Source organism: Shewanella psychromarinicola (assembly GCF_003855155.1).
GTDB classification, from domain to species: Bacteria; Pseudomonadota; Gammaproteobacteria; order Enterobacterales; family Shewanellaceae; genus Shewanella; species Shewanella psychromarinicola.
In genome coordinates this window covers 999,533-1,019,287 of sequence record NZ_CP034073.1, presented here as the reverse complement: position 1 = coordinate 1,019,287, position 19,755 = coordinate 999,533, and the positions used below count along the sequence as shown (strand labels likewise).

The 19,755-nt window shown below is 42.1% G+C and carries 15 protein-coding genes; 6 read left to right on the top strand and 9 right to left on the bottom strand.

The genetic code is table 11. The features are described 5' to 3' along the window. Positions 1-5 precede the first annotated feature (5 nt). Genes mobA through EGC80_RS04280 form a run of 4 tightly spaced genes read right to left on the bottom strand, consistent with a single transcriptional unit; the run spans position 6 to position 2,799 of the window. Positions 6-596, bottom strand: coding sequence for a molybdenum cofactor guanylyltransferase MobA (gene mobA, locus EGC80_RS04295; RefSeq protein ID WP_101033334.1), 591 nt, complete (start codon positions 594-596; stop codon positions 6-8). Then, positions 580-1,329 (bottom strand): energy-coupling factor ABC transporter ATP-binding protein, encoded by a 750-nt coding sequence (locus tag EGC80_RS04290; protein ID WP_101033333.1) that lies wholly within the window; start codon positions 1,327-1,329, stop codon positions 580-582. Before EGC80_RS04290 ends, mobA begins: the two co-directional genes overlap by 17 nt. Position 1,330: 1 nt before the next feature. Continuing rightward, positions 1,331-2,038: an ABC transporter permease gene (locus EGC80_RS04285; protein WP_101033332.1), complete on the bottom strand. Its 708-nt coding sequence runs from the start codon at positions 2,036-2,038 to the stop codon at positions 1,331-1,333. Next, a complete protein-coding gene (locus EGC80_RS04280; protein ID WP_233768645.1) occupies positions 2,035-2,799 on the bottom strand; it encodes a substrate-binding domain-containing protein in 765 nt (254 codons plus the stop codon). The genes EGC80_RS04285 and EGC80_RS04280 overlap by 4 nt, the downstream gene beginning before the upstream one ends. Positions 2,800-3,153: 354 nt before the next feature. On the opposite strand from EGC80_RS04280, the gene EGC80_RS04275 reads away from it, so the two are divergent. Both EGC80_RS04275 and EGC80_RS04270 read left to right on the top strand, forming a co-directional pair. Then, positions 3,154-4,542 carry a sigma-54-dependent transcriptional regulator gene (locus EGC80_RS04275; RefSeq protein ID WP_124012838.1) on the top strand — a complete coding sequence of 463 codons (1,389 nt, stop codon included), beginning with the start codon at positions 3,154-3,156 and terminating at the stop codon, positions 4,540-4,542. A 56-nt stretch (positions 4,543-4,598) separates the two neighbouring features. Continuing rightward, positions 4,599-6,692 carry a sensor histidine kinase gene (locus tag EGC80_RS04270; RefSeq protein ID WP_124013010.1) on the top strand — a complete coding sequence of 698 codons (2,094 nt, stop codon included), beginning with the start codon at positions 4,599-4,601 and terminating at the stop codon, positions 6,690-6,692. 610 nt (positions 6,693-7,302) lie between these two features. On the opposite strand, the gene EGC80_RS04265 is transcribed toward EGC80_RS04270, so the two are convergent. Beyond that, positions 7,303-7,983, bottom strand: a complete 681-nt coding sequence (locus EGC80_RS04265) for a 7-cyano-7-deazaguanine/7-aminomethyl-7-deazaguanine transporter (protein ID WP_101033329.1) — start codon at positions 7,981-7,983, stop codon at positions 7,303-7,305. 551 nt (positions 7,984-8,534) lie between these two features. Beyond that, positions 8,535-9,890: an isochorismate synthase gene (locus EGC80_RS04260; RefSeq protein ID WP_164839418.1), complete on the bottom strand. Its 1,356-nt coding sequence runs from the start codon at positions 9,888-9,890 to the stop codon at positions 8,535-8,537. A 416-nt stretch (positions 9,891-10,306) separates the two neighbouring features. Between EGC80_RS04260 and EGC80_RS04255 the strand changes: the two genes are divergently transcribed. Further along, positions 10,307-11,500: an HD-GYP domain-containing protein gene (locus tag EGC80_RS04255; protein WP_124012836.1), complete on the top strand. Its 1,194-nt coding sequence runs from the start codon at positions 10,307-10,309 to the stop codon at positions 11,498-11,500. A 364-nt stretch (positions 11,501-11,864) separates the two neighbouring features. Here EGC80_RS04255 and EGC80_RS04240 read toward each other — a convergent pair whose 3' ends face one another. Beyond that, positions 11,865-14,195 (bottom strand): putative bifunctional diguanylate cyclase/phosphodiesterase, encoded by a 2,331-nt coding sequence (locus EGC80_RS04240; RefSeq protein ID WP_124012835.1) that lies wholly within the window; start codon positions 14,193-14,195, stop codon positions 11,865-11,867. Beyond that, entirely contained in the window at positions 14,185-14,868 is a 684-nt protein-coding gene (locus tag EGC80_RS04235) for a cupredoxin domain-containing protein (protein WP_124012834.1), read from the bottom strand. The genes EGC80_RS04240 and EGC80_RS04235 overlap by 11 nt, the downstream gene beginning before the upstream one ends. A 164-nt stretch (positions 14,869-15,032) precedes the next feature. Between EGC80_RS04235 and EGC80_RS04230 the strand changes: the two genes are divergently transcribed. The 3 genes from EGC80_RS04230 to ccoG all read left to right on the top strand — a co-directional run bounded on the left by EGC80_RS04230 (position 15,033) and on the right by ccoG (position 19,037). Beyond that, positions 15,033-15,671 (top strand): paraquat-inducible protein A, encoded by a 639-nt coding sequence (locus EGC80_RS04230; protein WP_164839417.1) that lies wholly within the window; start codon positions 15,033-15,035, stop codon positions 15,669-15,671. A gap of 288 nt (positions 15,672-15,959) precedes the next feature. Beyond that, positions 15,960-17,402, top strand: a complete 1,443-nt coding sequence (locus EGC80_RS04225; protein ID WP_124012833.1) for a sigma-54 interaction domain-containing protein — start codon at positions 15,960-15,962, stop codon at positions 17,400-17,402. Between the two features lie 171 nt (positions 17,403-17,573). Then, entirely contained in the window at positions 17,574-19,037 is a 1,464-nt protein-coding gene (gene ccoG / locus EGC80_RS04220) for a cytochrome c oxidase accessory protein CcoG (RefSeq protein WP_124012832.1), read from the top strand. Between the two features lie 140 nt (positions 19,038-19,177). Here ccoG and EGC80_RS04215 read toward each other — a convergent pair whose 3' ends face one another. Beyond that, positions 19,178-19,690, bottom strand: a complete 513-nt coding sequence (locus EGC80_RS04215) for an aldolase/citrate lyase/malate synthase family protein (RefSeq protein WP_157822232.1) — start codon at positions 19,688-19,690, stop codon at positions 19,178-19,180. Positions 19,691-19,755 lie beyond the last annotated feature (65 nt).

Here is a 19,755-nt window from a genome sequence, read left to right as displayed (position 1 = left end):
CTGAATTACTTGGCAATTTGCTTTGCTAACTGGTGTTTTTGTTCTGGTGTATTGATGTTAACGAATGCATTGGGTTGGTCGGCAAAACTTTCTACTGCCACTTTATGTTGGTTGTACCATAAATCAATTTTGCGCTCTCCCGCATCCAAGAAAGCCTGCATTGATGTCACTAGATGAGGTTTTAATAGTAATACTACGGGTTGTTCATACTCTCCATCACTGGCCACAGCAAGGTCAGCCTGCTGTTGCTCTAAAGCCGTCAACAACCTTGCGGCTAAGTCAGTCGGCAACATAGGACAGTCACAAGGGACAACAAGAAGATAATCGGCTTGAGTCTTTTTTAAGGCGGTGACCATTCCGGCTAGAGGCCCTAAATAACCACTGTCTTGGTCGCTAAAGACGGTGTAGCCCCATTGCTCATATTGAGCTTGGTTTCTATTTGCGTTAATCAGAATTTGGTTAACTTGAGTCGTTAGCTTATCAATAGTATGACAAATCATGGCTTGGCCATTGAGATCCACTAAGCCTTTGTCATTGCCTCCCATACGTCTAGCCATGCCGCCGGCTAAAATCACCGCATCAATTTGAGGTGCCATAATGTAATTCCGTAGTGTGGGTATCATGTAAATCGTCTGATTGGGGTACATGAATACTGGTATGAATAGTGCGTTGTTTTATATGCCAATGTTGTTGGCACAACGCGGTCAGGCCACAGGTTTGATGACTGCTGATTATCAGTCCCGTACCGTCTTGTTTTAATTGATTAATCATTGCGAGGACCAAACGCTGTGAGTGCTTGTCCATATTTGAAATAGGTTCATCAAGCATTAATAGTTTAGGTTGTGCTATCCAAGCTCTTGCAATAGCAAGACGTTGACGCTCTCCACCCGATAGATCACTCGCATCATGATCGAGTAAATCGGTTAATTGAGCCATATGAATGGCTTGTTGGATGCGCTTTTTTCGTTGTTCCGGTGCTAAAGCCCGCTGATCTAAGGCGTAGGTTAAGTTGTATCTTACTGAGCCTTCAAAGAGATAAGGATGTTGATGCAAATAGACCGCTTTACCCAGCATTGATGCCGATCTCCACCATGCTTGAGGAGCAAATCCTTGGCTAGTTATCTGGCCTTGACTTGGTTTAATTAACCCCGCGAGGAGCTTCATTAAGGTTGATTTACCGGAACCATTATCACCTTGCAGATAGATGACATCCCCCTGACTAAAATGCAAATTGTCTGCGCTAAACAATAACTGCTGATTAAATGTTATCAGTAGATTTGTCGCATGAATACTGACCAATGGTGTGTCTGAATGATGAGATAATGTCATCTTAGTGACTCCTTGGGAGGGCCTTGCCTCGCAATGAACCTAAAATGAAGTTTAGCACTAAGGCTAATATTAATAACACCAATCCTAGCGCGATAGCTTGGGCAAAATCACCTTTGCTTGTTTCAAGCGCAATTGCGGTGGGAATATTACGAGTAACATTCATAATATTGCCACCCACCATCATCGAGCAACCCACTTCGGTCAAAATGCGGCTAAACGCAGCAATAATGGCTAACAATAGCGGTCCTCGCAGTTCTCGACACAAGGTCCAAATCGCACGTAACCATGAAGCACCTAATGTGCGAGAGGTTTCCCAAGCTCTACGATCCACACTTGCAAAAGCGGCCTGGGACAATGCGATTAATACCGGAGCACAAATGAGCATTTGGCCTAAAATCATCCCTTTTTGAGTAAATAGCCACTTTAAATCACCCAAAACACCATTACGAGTCAACAATAAATACACGAGCAAACCGATGACCACAGTAGGAATCGACTGCAATGTTTGCACCAGGTTTGTCACGATCCAACGGCCTCTAAAATGGCTAAATGCAAGGATAAAGCCTAGCATCATCGACGGAATAATGGTGATCAACAATGCGGCAAAAGACACCGAAAATGAGATGTTAATAATTGCCCACACATGAGGGTCAAAAGAGAGCAGCAAGCTAAATGCTTGCTGCAATAGGACTAACCAGCCGTCACTCATTTTTTATAAGTTGCCTTAAACAATTGCTCTCCTTGGACTTTATAATTATTAATCAATGTTTGCGTAGCAGGACTGATAAACCAATCGCTTAATGCTCTTGCACCTTTATGATTTAAATCTGGGTATTTTGCTGGATTGATCAACATGATTTGGTAAGGGTTAGCCAATTCTGCGCCGCCTTCAAAGCTAATATTAAGATCGAGTTTAGCTTTATAAGCAATATACGTACCGCGATCTGCTAACGTATAAGCTTGTAATTCATTGGCCATTAATAAGGTTTTACCCATACCTTGGCCAACAGAAGTATAGCCGTTAAATTCAGGTTTAACGCCCGCATTTTTCCAAATGATTAATTCTTTCATGTTAGTGCCAGAGTTATCACCACGGGATACAAATGTACTTGGCTTATGAGCGATTTTGCTGAATGCTTCAGTCACGTTTTTGCTCGACTTTATTGCAGCAGGATCATCTAGCGGTCCTAATACAACGAAATCATTTTCCATGATCCCGCGAGGCTCAATACCGTAACCGTCAGCGACAAATTTTGCTTCGGCCGCAGGGGCATGAGTCATCACTACATCAACATCTCCCTGAGTTGCCAGCTTCAACGCTTTACCCGTACCCGTTGCAATCACCTGCACACTGTAGCCCGATTCAGCTTCAAATTTAGGTAACAAGGCGCCGAGTAATCCTGAGTTTTCAGTACTGGTCGTGGTCGCTAATTTGATCACGTCATTTGCGAGTGCCGTAGGACTGAACATTGCTCCGCTGAGTACTGATGCCGCTAACAGAATACTAGCGCTTGCTTTGAGTTTTAACATTGCCGCTCCTTGATATATTAATAGTCGTGATGTCCATCGTGAATCAATGTACAAAATATTAAGCCATTTTGCTTAATTACCAATGCAATAAGCAAGTTAGATGCCAAGCAGTGTTAATGCAAATAGAGTTCACGCATAAAACTGAAACTGTGAACTTGCTCCCAAGCTTTAATTATTTATGATAGACAAATTGTCCCATGATCACTTTTCTATGGTTCATAGTGACCAAGTCATTTGCATTCAGTGCTACAGTATTGGCAAAGCGCGTCAAAATGTCCAAATAAGAGTCCATTTATGAGTCCCGATGAGCATATGTCCCCAGTAAGCAAGACCACAATGTCAGTACTTATCGTTGATGATGAGCCTGGTATGCGTAGTTTTTTGATGAAAGCCTTGTCAAAGAAGTTTGCGCTGGTTGAAACCGCCTCCACAATAGCCCAAGCAGAAGAGCTACGCAGTCACGGCCATTTCGATTTACTGATTGTTGATATTCGATTGCCCGATCGCTCTGGTATTGAATGGCATGAAGCTCTCAATGATCCCGAGCGCCAATCAGATATTATTTTTATGACCGGTTACGCCGATATGGATGTGGCAATCAAAGCATTACGTGCTGGTGCATCTGACTTTATTATGAAGCCTTTTCACTTAGAGCAAATGATAACCGCCGTCGATCGTTGTATAGAAAAACGCTTGCTTAAGCGCGAAAATTTTATGTTAAGGCGCGAATTGTCGCACGGACAATCATCCACCATTATTGGCAACAGTGAAGCCATTCGCGATGTCAAAGAAGTTATTGAACGTATTGCTCCGACTAACGCCGTAGTATTAATTGAAGGCGAATCTGGCACAGGCAAAGAGCTGGTGGCCAGACAATTGCATCAACTTAGTGGCCGAAGTGGTGCATTTGTCCCGGTAAACTGTGGTGCAATAGCCCCTGAATTATTGGCCAGTGAACTGTTCGGTCATACTGCGGGAGCGTTTACCGGGGCCAAAGGCAATCGTGAAGGGTTATTTAGCTATGCCTCAGGTGGCACGATATTCTTGGATGAAATAGGCGAAATGCCGATGAATATGCAAACTGCCTTACTGAGGGTGCTTGAACAGCGAGCCATCCGTCCTGTGGGAAGTGAAAAAGAAATCGATATTAATGTACGCGTCATTGCCGCCACTAACCGCTTATTGATCGATGAAGTTGAAGCTGGCCGTTTCAGACGTGATCTATTTTATCGCTTGAATGTATTAAATATGGTTATTCCTTCTTTGCGATCAAGGCCAGAAGATGTCGTTGAGCTTACTCACTTTTTTACCCTACAATTATCACAAGAATTAGGGATTAAAGATGTCATATGGAGCCATGAAGATCTACAAGTACTCCAGCAACATGATTGGCCTGGTAACATTCGTGAACTGCGTAATATGATTGAGCGTTGTATTTTATTAGGAAAACCACCTGCTGAATATTGGAAAAAACCTGTGTCCGTTGTGGTTAATGATGCTATGGGTTACCCGCTAAATTGGCCGTTAAAAGAAGTTGAAAAACAACATGTCACCAAAGTGGTTGATAGCCATAATGGTAATAAGTCTGCCGCGGCGCGGGATTTAGGTGTGTCTCGAAAAACCTTAGATCGAAAATTTAAAGATTGGTTTAGTCACGAAAACGAAGGTCTTGAGGAAGAATAAACGTGGTGCATTCTACTGGTATTTTTACACGAGTTTTCGGTCTTAGTTGGCAGCAAATGCAAGCTAAAGTACGTTATCGGATCTTGTTTTTGACATCACTGCCTATTTTATTAACCTTGGTTAGTTTGGTGTTTATTACGATTTATTGGAATGTAATATATACAGGCAAGCAATTGTTCATGAAAGTGAACGCTGACTTGGTTGTGGCCAATAGTACCTTAATGCAAATGCAGGAAAGGCAACAAGAACAATTAGATTCGATAAGTGAATCATGGGATTTTCAACATGCATTTAGGTTACTAAAACACAGTGAGCAACAACCTAATCCCAATGCAATTAGTGCATTAAATATGCTATTAGCACAGCAACAGCAAACATTAGGATTAGATTTCTTACGCTTAATTAGTGTTGCAGATGCCGCCGCCGACCCAGACTTACGTTTGATGTTACACCAAACCGAACAGAAGGTGTTGTCGGGTTTGATGGTCTTGCCTGCCAAACGTCTCCAAAGAATTAATTCAAGTTTAGCAACGCAGGCTCAAATTACGCTGATCCCGACCTCGCATGCCAAGCAACCTAAAAAAAGTATTGAAACACGCGGCTTATTAAGCCGAACCTTATTACCCATAGCTGACCAGTCTGGAAATGTATTTTGGTATTTGGACGGCGGTATGCTGTTTAATCATAATACTATTATCGTCGATCATATCCGTGATTTAGTCTACGCCAAAGGGACCTTACCCGAACGCTCAATTGGTACCGTAACCCTTTTTTTAGATAATATTCGCATTAGCACCAATGTGCCAATGGAGCTGTTTCCGAAAGAAAATCAAAAACCCAATAGAGCGCTAGGAACACTCGTTTCTGATGAGGTATATCAACAAGTATTGATTGAAGGGCAAACGTGGATAAATCGAGCCTTTGTATTTAATGATTGGTATATCTCGGGTTACCTACCTTTACGAGATGTTCGCGGCCAAAGGATTGGGATGGTTTATGCTGGATTTTCTGAATCGCCATTTTTACATAATTATTTACTCAATATTATTGAATTAGGTACCATTTTAGTTCTGGTGTTATTGATCTCAGGTTTTTTAGTGTACCGAGGCGCGAATAGCTTATTGCAACCGATTGAACATATTCATCAAGTTGTTACTGCCGTTCAGTCAGGGCGAAATGTCAGAATTGGTAAATTAGACATAAATGGCGAGAATGAGCTGGCTCATTTAGCGGAGCAATTTGACAGCATGCTTGATCAGTTGCAGCGGCGTAATGCCCAAATTCAAGCTGCTGCAGAGCAACTTGAGATTAAAGTGGAACAGCGTACCCGCAGTTTGCAAGATAAAACCGAGGAACTTGAACGTAATGTCGCATTATTGCATGCGACCAGACAACAACTCGTCACTAACGAAAAACTCACCGCATTAGGAGAACTGATTGCCGGTATTGCCCACGAAATCAACAATCCTACTGCGGTTATCTTGGGCAACATGGAGTTATTAAAAGCTGAGCTTGGTGACAATGCGACTGTGGTAGAAGAAGAAATCGAGTTGGTGATCCAACAAGTGGGTCGGATCACTACGATTATCCGAAGCCTGTTGCAATACAGTCGTCCTGGTGAGTTCAATGCACCTATTACGTTACAACCGGTGACGCAAATAGTTGAAGAAATGCTGTTATTAGCACGCCATTCTATTGAGCAACAAGAAGTGACGCTTATCAAGGAATTCACCGCGACGGGATCGGTTGAAGTCAATCGACCTCAACTATTACAAGTTCTCATTAACTTAATGGTTAATGCTGCTCATGCTATTGAAAATAAAGGCCGGATTTGGCTACGAACATACGACTGGTTGGAAGAGGGCAAACCTATAGGCGTAAAAATTGAAGTGGAAGATGAAGGGATAGGTATTACTAAAGAAGATTTGAGTCGTATCTTTGATCCATTTTATACCACGCGTAAAGATGGTACCGGTTTAGGTCTTTCTCTGAGTTATGGCATTATTAAACGGCTTGGTGGTACGATCGAAGTCAATTCGACGGTAGGAAAAGGGACTATATTTACCATTGGGCTTTATCATAATGCTAAAGATTATCAACAGCTTGGGCCATATGAAGGCTTGCATTTTGGTGATGGATTCAATAGCTAACCTAAAATCAGCCAAAAAAAAGCCGGGTGATTAACCCGGCCACAAAGAGTGTGTGAGCAATGTCGTGCTTGCGAACTCTGAAAACCAATTAAAGGTGATGAAGTCTTTAATGATTAACCGAGTTTTGGAACGCGCATTAATAGTAATCATTCTCATTTGTATTTGCAAGTGCTTATCATGATTAATCTACTCTTTATATTCAATAAACGAAAAAGTTCTCTTTAGCCTATGATTATTAGGGTAATTATTTTATATATCACTTTCATATTGGTAGATATTTAGATGTGCGCTATAGAATGAGAGTCTTTCACGCGGTTATTATGGCCTTAAAGGTTGTTCTCGCTTCAAAGAGAATGTGGACTTTTGTGGTTTACTCTTATCATTAACCTAACTAGCACTAGCTCATTCCTGAGGTGTAGGGCGAATATGAGTGTCAATCGGCTTCAGATAACCTAAGGTATTCTTTGACGGGGAGTCCAGATAACAATCGGCGTCATTGCATCTGTCGCAAGTGTGGTAAACGTTGAATGAGTAAAGCACACCGCCGGCCCAGCTATTGAAGCCGACAGTTGCTTGTACTCATCTCGCCATCATTAAAGAGTCATGATGATTATTTGGATACTTGGATAACAACATTGTCATTATTGGTGGCTGCATTAAGTAAAATCTTGTCTTGCAGTACTTTTAATAACACGCCATATGCCGGTAAAAACAAACCTAGGCTCACTATAAGCTTAAAGACGTAGTCGACAGTGGCAATTTCTGGCCAATGAGTTGCCATAAAGGGATCATTCGAGGCATAAAACGCTATGCTAAAGAACACTAAGGTATCCACTAAATTACCGATTAGCGTCGATGCCGCTGGTGCGACCCACCACGCTTTGGCTTGACGTAATTTAGCAAATACTGTGATGTCCATTAACTGGCCAATTAAGTAAGCCACAAAGCTGGCAAAAGCGATACGAAACACGAAATTATTCCATTCTGCTAAAGCCGAAAATGATTGTAATTGGCCTTGATGAAACAATACTCCCACTAAATACGACACCACGAGTGCCGGTATCATGGCTTTGACGATAATGCCTCTTGCGGCTCGCTGACCAAAAATTCTAACGGTTAAGTCGGTTGCTAAGTATACAAATGGAAAGCTAAACGCACCCCAAGTGGTGTGGTAGCTAAATAGCTGAAATGGCAGTTGAACGAGGTAGTTACTTGCGCAAATAATTAAGATGTGAAAACTGACTAATAACATCAGTGCTCGGCGATATTTCGCCTGGGTTAACGTCAACATATTGTGGCCTTTTTAATTGGGTTAGCGCGGGGTGAGGGAACCCGCTATTAATTTGGTTAACAGTCTTGGCCTGTGCTAACGAGGCTATTTAGCCACCGTTAAACAGATAAGCTAATGTCTGTTATAGAGAATATTATTATTTTAGTTTATTGGCAGTGCTGGCGTTAAATTCACCTGTTAGTCCACCCTTTTCAAGGCAATACATAAGTGTTAGCAGCCACGGGGGCAGGATAATAGCATGGGCTTTGCACAAGCGAAAGATATCGTCGAGGTTAAGTCACCTCAACTCGAGATCATAAGCGCTTACCAACAAGCTCTTTGTTCTGCTAACGATGTGGAATTGACTTGCAACAGACCGGCTAATGACGCAGCTATTAATACCGCTATTAACACTGCTATTAACACCGCTATTAACTGGTGAAGGCGCCTTATTAGCAAAACACATGTCAAATGTGACTTAAAGAGGTGACATATTTTAATGTTAGCTTACTTATCTCATCTATAAACCCAAGTTGCGGTTAATGAGATAAGCATCAGTAAGCTGAGGGATATTAAAAGTCGATCAAAATAGACAGTACAGTGGCTAATTTATTTTCCAGTTCTTGCCATTCCGCCTCAGGATCTGAGCCGGCGACTATGCCTGCTCCGGCAAATAAATTGATCCTTCTAGGCTCGATGAGTGCACTTCTAATCGCAACTGAAAATTCTGATTCATGGTGATTTAAATAGCCACAAGCCCCAGCATACCAGCCTCTAGCATAACCTTCTCTTTGACGAATAAAGTTCAATGCGGCATTGCGTGGTAAGCCGCCGACAGCAGGAGTGGGATGTAACGCGCGCAGTAATTCAAAATCGTTTACCCCAGGCCTTAGCTGTGCCCTGATCGAGCGATGTAAATGTTGAATATGATCCAGTTTAAAAATTTTAGGCTTCTCGTCGGCACCTATATACTGACTTAATGGGGTGAGCGCATCAACGATGTGCTTTCTAACAAGCTGATTTTCATGACTGTTTTTAGAGTCATCTAATAATGCTTGTGCCAGAGAATTATCTTCTTCAGGATTGAGTCCCCGTACCGTGGTACCCGCAAGCGCTTCGGTAAACAATTCTTGTTGGCGACGTAAATACAAGCGTTCTGGTGAACAGGAAATAAACGCGCGCTCAGGGCTAAATTGGAATCCAAATTGAAAACTGTTGGGATTGCGACCTTGCCAGCAAGCCAGTACTGTCCAAGGATCGATATCGTCGTTCACATCAATTTGGGTATGACGAGAGAGTACCACTTTAGGCGTTGAGCGATTAAAATTAGCCTGAGTGACTTGCTCTACTAACTCTTTCCAGCGTTCAAAATTGGGTAAATCACTGCGACCCATTAAGCTCATTTTATTGGGTGGAGATAAAGGCTGTGGTTTTTGTACTCGTTCAATGGCATCGATAGCCGCTTGAATTTCTTGGTCGGGATCAACGCCATCAAAGTTTAGGTTAACGAGGATCTTGAGAGTACGACTATTTCGGCGCAACTCAATACGCGGTAAAATAAAGTGTGCGCGACCAAATTCTGGCCAGCATTCTACTGTGCGGTCAAAAGCCAGGCCGCCATAATAACGAATGTCTTGTTGGCTGGTTTTATTACGCTGTTGTTGATAAATTTTTGCCAGGTCATTATCGTCAACTTGGTCTTTAAAAAAGAAACTTTTACATGATCCAATAGCGGCGATATCTTCGTCTCTATCTCTGCCATGCCAATATATTTTGGGGTATTGGTTTTGTGCTGCTAACCAAGACAATAAAGGCAATGCAGGGGCTTCTACCGAAAGTTGAATTATGGATTCGCGAGCAGGCACTTTACTAAGCTGTTTCAGCTTAGTGATCAGTTCACTGAATTGTGATGAAAAGAAGTGGCCCAAAAAGAAATACCTCACGTATAACAGCAACAGACTATACGGTAATAAAGTGATGAAATAGTGTCAATTAGCAAGGTTAAATCGTGTGATCTTAATTGCTAATATAATATCAATAACCGCCGATAATGACATATTAGTGGCTTATTCCGTTGATAAGATACTCTGGCTTTACTTTATGTAGCGCTTATCTCTTTAGATATATCCTCGCTGACATAAGTGCCCTTTTTATTATTATGTCTATAAAACAATCATCTATTCATTGAGTGATGTGTAAAGGTTTGATAATAAATTATGTGACGAAATGATAATAGTGGCACAAAATGAATAGGCGAATGCAGTAAAATAGTTCAAAATACTAACAGTAGTCAGGTGATCAAGATGCCGTCTTTTTAGTTTTCCCTCCCGGAGTAATTTGCACAATGAATGATTCTGTTGAATCAAGCAATGTCATCAAAATCCCTATCGATAAACTTGCTTTAGGCATGTTTGTTTCGGCGATAGATCATCAGTATAGCAAAGTAGCTATTAGTAACCCCGGACAAATCAAACATCGTGATGCAATTTTAAAACTGAAAAAAAATAGTATTGCGTTTGTGTGGGTGGATATTGAGCGATCATCTGATACCTGCGGGTTAAAAAAATCCAATCGATCGAGTTCAGCTATTCGTCCATTGATGCGTAAAGCGACGGCAACTCGAGATGGTCAGCAAGCGCAGGCTAAAAAGCTACTTGCTGAAGCAAAAGGATTAATTAAAAAGGTGATGTCTGAAACCTTCGGTGGTAAAGCCATCGAAGTGGGTGAATTTGAAGCTGTCGCCGATAAAATGATTGAGTCGGTTATGGGGGATGCAGATGCCTTTAAATGTATTTCTGCTTTGCGCACCAAAGATGCTTATTTATTTGAACATTCTATTAATGTGGCCTTTTTACTGGTGACCTTCGGCAAACACCTTAACCTTGATCGTGAACTGCTCAAGCAAATGGCGGTGGGCGGTATTTTACATGATATTGGCAAAATTAAAGTCGATAACGAAATATTGCACAAGCCTGGTAAGTTAACCCCGGAAGAATTTGAGCACATTAAATTGCATCAATTCTATGCAATTGAAATCATGAATGAAACAAAAGGACTATCACAGGTCAGCAAAGATGTGTGCTTAATGCACCATGAAAAACTCGATGGTCGTGGCTATCCTAATGGTCTTAAGGACGAGCAACTTCCTCAACATGGACGCATGAGTTGTATTGTTGATATTTTTGATGCGTTAACTGCGACTCGCTGTTACAAAGAGGCCATGAGCCCAGCGGCGGCATTTAAAATTATGATCAGCCTGACGCCATTTCATCTTGATCAAAAGCTCGTATATGAGTTTATTCGTTGCGTGGGTATTTATCCTGTTGGTTCATTAGTTCAGTTATCGGATCACCGTATTGGAATTGTATGGGACTCAAAGGGACGTGATGCGTTGCATCCTATCGTGAAGTGTTTTTATTCAATTAAGTATAAGCGCTATACCGACGTGACCATGGTTGACCTATTTAAATCGGAATTACATATTGAGCGAGGTGTATCGCCAAGTATGCTCGATGTTGATCCTAGCCCATTTTACTAATCAATATAAGCCTCACTCAGTTTAAGGGATGGGGTAAATAGGTAAAAGTCAGCATACTCCAACTATGTTATATCAAACGGTGTTAGACACGATTAATGATCGATAATCTGTTGATACATTGGTGCTAACTTAGCAAGTAACCCATGACGTGTGGCTAAAGGGATATGCTGTTGTTTGAGTGCTTCAATTAAAATTCTTCCGAGCTTGCATAGCCATTAATGACTGCCCAAGGAACTATTCACCCCAGCACTACCTTCAATGGTTGTCGCGCCGCCAGTAGCGATTATTTTGCTCGTGTCAGCTTAAGCAGAAGTGGCTATGAGGCTTAATAGCACCGATAACACAATGCATATTAATTGGTACATTAGCGCAGCGTATCCTTACTGGGATGGTGAATATTGGATTGATTAAACTGTTGGAACCACACAATAAAATCATCTGCTTTTAGCGGCTTAGAATACACATAACCTTGAATTATATCGCAATTAAGTTCGCGCAGAATATTGATCCCTTCTACAGATTCAACGCCTTCAGCTACGACGGATAAATTAAGTCCCTTAATCAGTCTAATGCTGGTGTCGACAATCATTAAGTCCGTTGCATCAGTATGAATATCTTTGATAAAACTGCGATCGATTTTTACTTCATTAACGGGGAGTAACTTTAAGTAGGCTAATGAAGAGTGTCCAGTGCCAAAGTCGTCGATGGCAATCGCCAAACCGATATTTCTAAATTGCTGTAGAACGGCAATCACCGTTTGTGCATCTTTCATCACAGCGCCTTCAGTTATCTCTATCGACAGGGCGGTAATGGGTAAGTTATTGCTTATAAGTAACTGTTCAATGTCTAGTGGTAGCTGAGGATTAGTGAGATCGTGGGCTGATAAATTAATCGCCACCGTGAGTGAAATACCTTGTTGCTGCCATAGGGCTAGCTGTTTAATGGTGGTCGTTAGCACCCAGTCGCTGATCATCGAGATATTACCTGAATTTTCGGCTAAGCGAATGAACTCATCAGGCGGGATAAATCCCAATTCAGGGTGATGCCAGCGGATCAGGGTTTCCGCACTATGGCAATGATTGGTCTGAATATCCACTTTAGGTTGAAAAACCAAATGCAGTTGTCCTTGGGTTAATGCAATCGGTAAATCACGGATGATCATTAACTCACGCAGATAGCGTTCATCCTCACCTTGTTGATATGTTGCAATGCCTAGTGATTCAACTCGAGCTTGGTTTAATGCAATTTCGGCATGGCGAATTAAAGTATCAATATCATTACTGTCATAGTCACTGGATAAATCAACAATCCCTACCCGCACATTGACACTTATTTTTGACCCCTGAATCGCAAACGGGTTGGTTAATTGACGTAAATAGTTATCAAGCTTTTCAAGAGGAATACTCGGTTGGAATAGCAACAAAAAAGAGTCGCCATCTAAGCGCGATATTAACTGAGCGTTAGGGGATAAGCTTTCTAAGCGACTGGCAAACAACACCAGCAGATCGTCGGCATTAGCGAACCCAATGATGTTGTTTAAGTGACGAAAGTTTTTAATGTCTATCATGACTAAACTGCCATGCATTTTACTGAGCAGTAGGCTGAGTTGTTGTTTAGCGGCCACGCGATTATATAAACCGGTGAGATTATCGTGCTGTGATTGATAAACTAAATCGTTTTCGCGCGACTCAATATTTTTACGCATTATCGATAAGGTGTTGGCTAACACTTGTAATTCAGCCGGGGCAACTTCAATGGGCCGGGGATCCTCGCCTTGACCGACTTTTCTGGCAAAATTAACTAACGCATAAATAGGTTTAGTTAACCCTCCAGCAAACCAAGCTGCAATCATAAACGCCAATAAACAGGTTATCGCAAACACGATTAGCATGTTATTACGCAGGGCATCGTAATTTTGCTGCCACTTAGCATTTGACAGATGTAACAGCGCTAATTGATGACCGCTATTGTTATCTAACGCAATGGTGGTGGATAGGTAGCCTGATAATATGTCATCACTGACCTCATCAACCGTTTTTGCAAGCTGGCTAATACGCGTTAAAACATCTTGTTGCTGAGCTTCAGGTAGGGTCGAGACGATGTTAATTCTGCCGGCTGACTGGTTGATAAAACTGCTATCAATTCCAGTAATGGCTTTGGCTTGGTCAGCGAGGTTTTTATCCATCGAAAAACCCATGCCAACCCAAGCGATTAATGTCGGCGCTTTGACTGGCTGCAATACAAATTGGTAGCTGCTGTGGTCATAATTAACAATGTCGAAAGTCGTTGAGCGGTTTTTGGTTAATGCAAATAGCTCATCGACATTAAATTTAGTCAGACCTTGCAAGCTTGATGACAGTAATTTTCCCTGCGGCGATAGCAAAATAGCTGCGTCGGCATTAATGCGTCTGCCATGGTTAGATAAAACGGAAGATATTGTGTCTTGCTCACCAGTGGCTACCGCGCGTTTAAAATCAAAATCAGCACTGAGCAGTGACAAACTTTGGTTAAGCTGCTCGCTCCGGTTAGACAGCATATCAACAAAAACATTTGATCCAATCTTAAGATTTTGAGTTTGTTGCTGACGATAATCACGTTGAGTTGCACTTAACACAAACACTGCAGTGGTTAACTGCGTTAGGGTTAAAATAAACAGGAAGGCAATAATTAGTCGGTTGCGAAAACTAGTTGGCATGTTGTCCCGTGGTATCGCTTGGATAATGGTCAGTAACAAAGCCGCTAGGTGGCGACGATGGTTTATCTTGGTGGTCAATATTGATGCGAATTGTTAATTTATGGTCACCATCATTAAGGGTGAGTGAAGTCGGTTGCTGAATGTTAACTTGCCAAGGATGCCAGATATTGACTTGATATTCACCGGTAGGTAAATCAGTTAACTGCATTTGACCCGCTTCATTACTTACCGAGAAATAAGCACTTTTTGAGACGTAAATAAATGCCTGCATATCGTCATGGATATTACAGCCGATGGCAACTAATCCCGCGTTATTAAAGACGATAGGATCCTCGGTAGCGCCAGCAGACAATTTTAGTTCAAATTGTTTAGCGTCAGAAAATGAGTAAACATGGTGCCGAGTGCGATCTAAATTAGCAAAATCAACTTTTGCTCCTTGTGGCACAGCCAAGACAAAAGGGGAGAATATTCTATTTTGTTGACGCATTTCATAATGTGCTAAGGTCGATACTCTTGCTTCAGGAGGCGTGGTGGGGATCAGCTCTATCACGCTATCGCTGAGCCTATTGCCTTGAGTATCGTTAACATTGACCGTTAAGGTCGCCGCAGTGAGGGGGGCTGAAAAAACATAACTTAACCAGAGCAAACATGTCGTAAATTGGATCATTTGCATGTATTTGTCTCATTATTAAGAGTGTCGTAATGGTTAATAACATGACCAATACGGCATCATAACCTACAAAGATCGCAAACACGTTATCATCTTCACGGCAAAATACGACAATTTGTTTCACTATGCTGGCTCATCGCTATCAAAAATTATCACTCGAGGTATCCATGAAAGTGTATCTATCCATCAGTTTAGTACTCATATCGTTAATCCTGCTGATCCCAGGAGTGACAGAGCCCATGCTAACGATGACGGGCACTATTGAAAAATCACAGTTAGTCGATACGGGCAAAGATATGTTAACCCAAGATCTAACAGAAGATTCTCGTGCTAATACCCGCGGGATCTTAGATGTCGCTGCGAGTCTGTTTGGGTTGGATACGCTTCAAGGTGAGGTAGAGGTCTTTCGTAATAGCCGCAGTATCATCGATATCATTACGGCACTATATCAATCACATAACTTTGTCGTTGCCATATTAGTCGGGTTATTCAGTATTGTGATCCCTACCATTAAGTTAATCACCATGCTAATTTTACTGCTGCCAGTGGCACCTTCAATAAAACAACGGCTTCGAACAATGATAAGTGTTATCGGCAAGTGGTCTATGGCCGATGTATTTGTCGTAGCCATTATTGTGGCTTACATGGCAGGTAATGCGTCAGCCGGCATGGGTGACACGCTCAAGACTCAGTCCCAGTTTGAAATCGGTTTCTATTATTTTTTAGGTTACTGTATTTTTTCAATCGCCAGCCAGATGATGATCGATATGACACAAACGCAAAAGTCACAGATCATCACTAATTAGTATTAACGACAGAGGCTGCTAGGCTTGTGAGCTGACGACGTTGAGATACGACGTCAAGTTACAATGTTATTAAGTACGACGTTAACGTAAAAAGTGCTTAAATCAGCTCATTACTTTACTGGTGGTGAAGGATTTTTGTTAAAAAATGAGATTGTTATTATCTGGATGAGTCATGGATATCACGATAACAAGTGATTATTGTTATGGGAATATAAGCCGCGATATTTCGCGACTTATATTTTACGATGGTTATAATGAGTCCATGCATTAGTAACCTTAAGATTGACTATGACTGACTCTACAACCACTGAGTATAGTGGCTCCGAGCATTTTCTTCCTGAAAATACTCTGTTGCTTAATGCCATGACAGAGGGCGTATATGGTTTTGATTTAGCGGGTAATGCAGTATTTATTAATCCCGCAGCAGAGCAAATGACGGGCTGGAAAAGTGCCGAATTAATTGGCAGAAATATTCACGACTGCCATCATCATAGTCATGCCGATGGTAGTCATTATCCTCAACATGACTGCCCCATTTATCGTACCTTACATGATGCCATCCCTCGGCAAGTGAACGAAGATGTATTTTGGCGTAAAGATGGCAGCAGCTTTCCGGTGTATTACAGCTCAACCCCAGTATATGATCAGCAACAACTCGTCGGTGTTATTGCGATATTTCGTGATGTGAGTATGCAAAAACATACCGAGCAATCGTTAAGACAAGCCTTGGCACAAGTGCAGGCCTTGTCAGAACGGTTAGCATCAGAAAATCAATACTTACTCACTGAGCTACAAGGCCAGCAAGGCGCGTCAGGAATATCGGGTAACAGCCAACCTATCAATCAGCTCATGCAACAGATCCACTTGGTCGCTAATACCGACAGTACGGTCTTAATCTGTGGTGAAAACGGCACTGGCAAAGAGCTAGTTGCGCGTAACTTACACCGATTAAGCCATCGCAAAGACCAACCTATGGTAAGTGTAAACTGCGCCGCATTTTCGACGGCATTGCTAGAAAGTGAGTTGTTTGGTCATGAAAAAGGCGCATTTACTGGCGCCACAGCGCGTCGCAAAGGTCGATTTGAATTAGCCCATAATGGCACCTTGTTTTTAGATGAAATTGCCGAGCTGAGTTTATCGGCACAATCTAAATTGTTGCGGGTGATCCAAGAGCAAAGCTTCGAGCGCGTTGGCAGTAGTGAAACCATTAAGGTCAATATTCGCTTAGTTGCTGCTACTCATCACGATTTAGCCGCGCGAGTAGAGCAAGGCTTGTTTCGCATGGACTTATATTACCGCTTGAACGTATTTCCAATTACCGTGCCTCCTTTACGAGAACGCCGCGAAGATATTCCACCATTGGTCAGTGATTTAGTCGAATCAATGAGTAAAAAACTCGGTAAAAAAATCACTAAAGTGAGCGCCAAAGGGCTGAAGAATTTACAACAATATGCTTGGCCTGGTAACGTGCGAGAGTTGCAAAACCTGATTGAGCGAGAAATGATTTTGTCGCAAAGCGGCCATTTACTGTTTAATACTTTACCTTTAGTGGTTGCCACTCCATTAGCTACCAGCACGTTAACCATGGCACAAGCCGAAGCTGCGCATATTATTGCGGTTTTAAATGCTAGCCATTGGCGTATTTCTGGTCCGTATGGCGCTGCTGCAATGCTAGATATGCCGGCGAGTACCTTACGATCTCGGATGAAAAAGTTAGCCATTACGCGCTAATTTTTATCATTGGTTTTACTGGGTCACGATATATCACGTAAAAAGTGATATGTCGTGACATTATTTTATAATTTTTTATTTTAATTGTTTAAAATCAAGTGATTATATCAATGTTTAAGTTGGCTTAATCTTTGCTATAACAGGGCAAGATTGTGTTATAGGAATACATTTATGCCCAAATCATCATCTCAAACTCCGGCAGCGACAGTGCCAGTTGATAACGCTGCCGTTTCACAGCGGATCCCAGTGGTGCAAATTGCTACGCCGTCGACAAAAATTCAGGTTCGAGAACAGAAGGGCGTATTTCAACGGCTGCGTCAGCACAGCAATACTTTACTGATTGCGATTTTTTTCCTGATCCCATTTATCAACTACCAAGGCCGACAAGCCATTCTGTTTGATGTCACCGAACAGCAATTCTTTTTCTTCAATATCACCCTATGGCCACAAGATTTTACCGTATTAGCGTGGTTTTTTATGGCCGCTGCTTTTGCATTATTTTTTGTCACGGTTTACTGGGGCCGAGTGTGGTGTGGCTTTTTGTGCCCGCAAACCGCGTGGACCTTTATTTACATGTGGGTTGAAGCCAAAATAGAGGGCAATCACCATCATCGTGAGGCGTTAGATAAAGCCCCATGGTCATTAAGTAAAGTGCGTAAACGAGTGACGAAGCATGGGGTGTGGATAGTGTTCGCCTTGCTAACTGGCTGCGGGTTTATCGGATACTTTATGCCTGCACGCGAGTTGTATGTTGATATTTTTAGCATGAGTAGTGGTTTTTGGACTGGCACCTGGGTGTGGTTTTTTGCCATATGCACTTATGTAAATGCCGGCTGGATGCGTGAAATGATGTGTTTACATTGTTGTCCTTACTCGCGTTTTCAAGCGGTGATGTTTGACGCCAATACTAAAACGGTGAGCTATGATGCGCAGCGAGGCGAGTCTCGTGGACCCCGTAAACGTTCACAAAAAACTGAGCTAGGTGACTGTGTAGACTGTAATTTGTGTGTTGATGTCTGCCCAACTGGGATTGATATTCGTAACGGCTTACAATACGAATGTATTAACTGCGGTGCCTGTGTTGATGCCTGTAATCAGACCATGGAAAAGTTTGGCTATGCACCCAATTTAATAAGCTTTACCAGCGAAAATGCCTTAAAAGGACAACCCAAAGCCAGCCTGTTATCGCTAAAATCTCTGGGTTACGCCAGTGCATTATTGATCATGGTTGCACTGATTATTGGCGATTTAAGCAATTTAAAGGATATTGAGCTCAATGTGATCCGTGACCGTCAAACCTTGTATCGTCAAGTGGGTGTCGATAAGGTTGAAAATAGCTATCAACTTAAAATTCGCAATAAAACTCAACAAATGGCTTTCTATCAAATTAGTATCAGCAGCAAGGATCCACAAGGGCAAGCATTGCAAATAATCACCGACAGCTTGATTGTGATAAAATCGGCAGAACAACTAAATTATCCGTTGACCGTCAGTGGCCGCTTAAGTAACCGAGCGAGTGATAGCACCCAACAAACGCTGCAATTTAAGGTGACCCAAATTCAAAGCTTGGAAAATCCAACGCCAACGGAACCTGCTAACCAGATCTCGCAAGCATCACGATTCTTTTGGCCATAATCTCAGTATGACGGCATAAAGGCGTGCCGACATTATGGGATGCTACGCAGCAAAATGGTTACCCAACAAAAAGGCTTGTCGCATTATTAATGGGACAAGCCTTTTTTGCTAAATGGTCGCAGTGTTATCGCAATAAGCCATTAACGCTGATGTAGTGCGTAGTCGCTACCATCTTTAGCAGTAAATACCTTACAGCTACCTTCAGTAGGCTGACAGCCTGTGTGGATTAAGCTAATCCATTGCTTGTATGGCGTTGGCAAATTCTTAATTGGAATGGCAACCTGAATATCTTCGATATTGGCTTGGTCTGTGGTGCCCATTTTTCCTTGGCGGTCGAAACAAATCTCAACATGGGTATCGTTATTTTTTAATACCACAGAGGTGGGGTCACTTTTGTGGCCCGTCAAGGCAACAAATTGACATGGATTTTGTAAACCACACTGTGAACCATCTTTTAAAAACGCCAATAAGTGATTGTAATAAACAACATAGCTGCTGACGTCTTGGTGTGAGCCATTGGCTAATGGACAATGTGTATCCAAAAAGTCTTTTGCGTTTGTGCTGCGATCCTGTTGATTGGTCGTTGCCACAAATTGCTCACCAATGAAGCGGTTAAGGTTTTGGGTGGCTGTATTGCTTGCTTGAGTAGACATATTCATCGCCTTATTCCTCTTCGTATTGTTGTAGGTCAGAAAACCTTTCTAATTATTGTTTATCA

Bases quoted from the DNA above. Each gene is read 5' to 3' on its own strand.
- mobA (WP_101033334.1), bottom strand. From the start codon at position 596: ATGGCACCTCAAATTGATGCGGTGATTTTAGCCGGCGGCATGGCTAGA.
- EGC80_RS04290 (WP_101033333.1), bottom strand. From the start codon at position 1,329: ATGACATTATCTCATCATTCAGACACACCATTGGTCAGTATTCATGCG.
- EGC80_RS04285 (WP_101033332.1), bottom strand. From the start codon at position 2,038: ATGAGTGACGGCTGGTTAGTCCTATTGCAGCAAGCATTTAGCTTGCTG.
- EGC80_RS04280 (WP_233768645.1), bottom strand. From the start codon at position 2,799: ATGTTCAGTCCTACGGCACTCGCAAATGACGTGATCAAATTAGCGACC.
- EGC80_RS04275 (WP_124012838.1), top strand. From the start codon at position 3,154: ATGAGTCCCGATGAGCATATGTCCCCAGTAAGCAAGACCACAATGTCA.
- EGC80_RS04270 (WP_124013010.1), top strand. From the start codon at position 4,599: ATGCAAGCTAAAGTACGTTATCGGATCTTGTTTTTGACATCACTGCCT.
- EGC80_RS04265 (WP_101033329.1), bottom strand. From the start codon at position 7,983: ATGTTGACGTTAACCCAGGCGAAATATCGCCGAGCACTGATGTTATTA.
- EGC80_RS04255 (WP_124012836.1), top strand. From the start codon at position 10,307: ATGAATGATTCTGTTGAATCAAGCAATGTCATCAAAATCCCTATCGAT.
- EGC80_RS04240 (WP_124012835.1), bottom strand. From the start codon at position 14,195: ATGCCAACTAGTTTTCGCAACCGACTAATTATTGCCTTCCTGTTTATT.
- EGC80_RS04235 (WP_124012834.1), bottom strand. From the start codon at position 14,868: ATGCAAATGATCCAATTTACGACATGTTTGCTCTGGTTAAGTTATGTT.
- EGC80_RS04230 (WP_164839417.1), top strand. From the start codon at position 15,033: ATGAAAGTGTATCTATCCATCAGTTTAGTACTCATATCGTTAATCCTG.
- EGC80_RS04225 (WP_124012833.1), top strand. From the start codon at position 15,960: ATGACTGACTCTACAACCACTGAGTATAGTGGCTCCGAGCATTTTCTT.
- ccoG (WP_124012832.1), top strand. From the start codon at position 17,574: ATGCCCAAATCATCATCTCAAACTCCGGCAGCGACAGTGCCAGTTGAT.
- EGC80_RS04215 (WP_157822232.1), bottom strand. From the start codon at position 19,690: ATGTCTACTCAAGCAAGCAATACAGCCACCCAAAACCTTAACCGCTTC.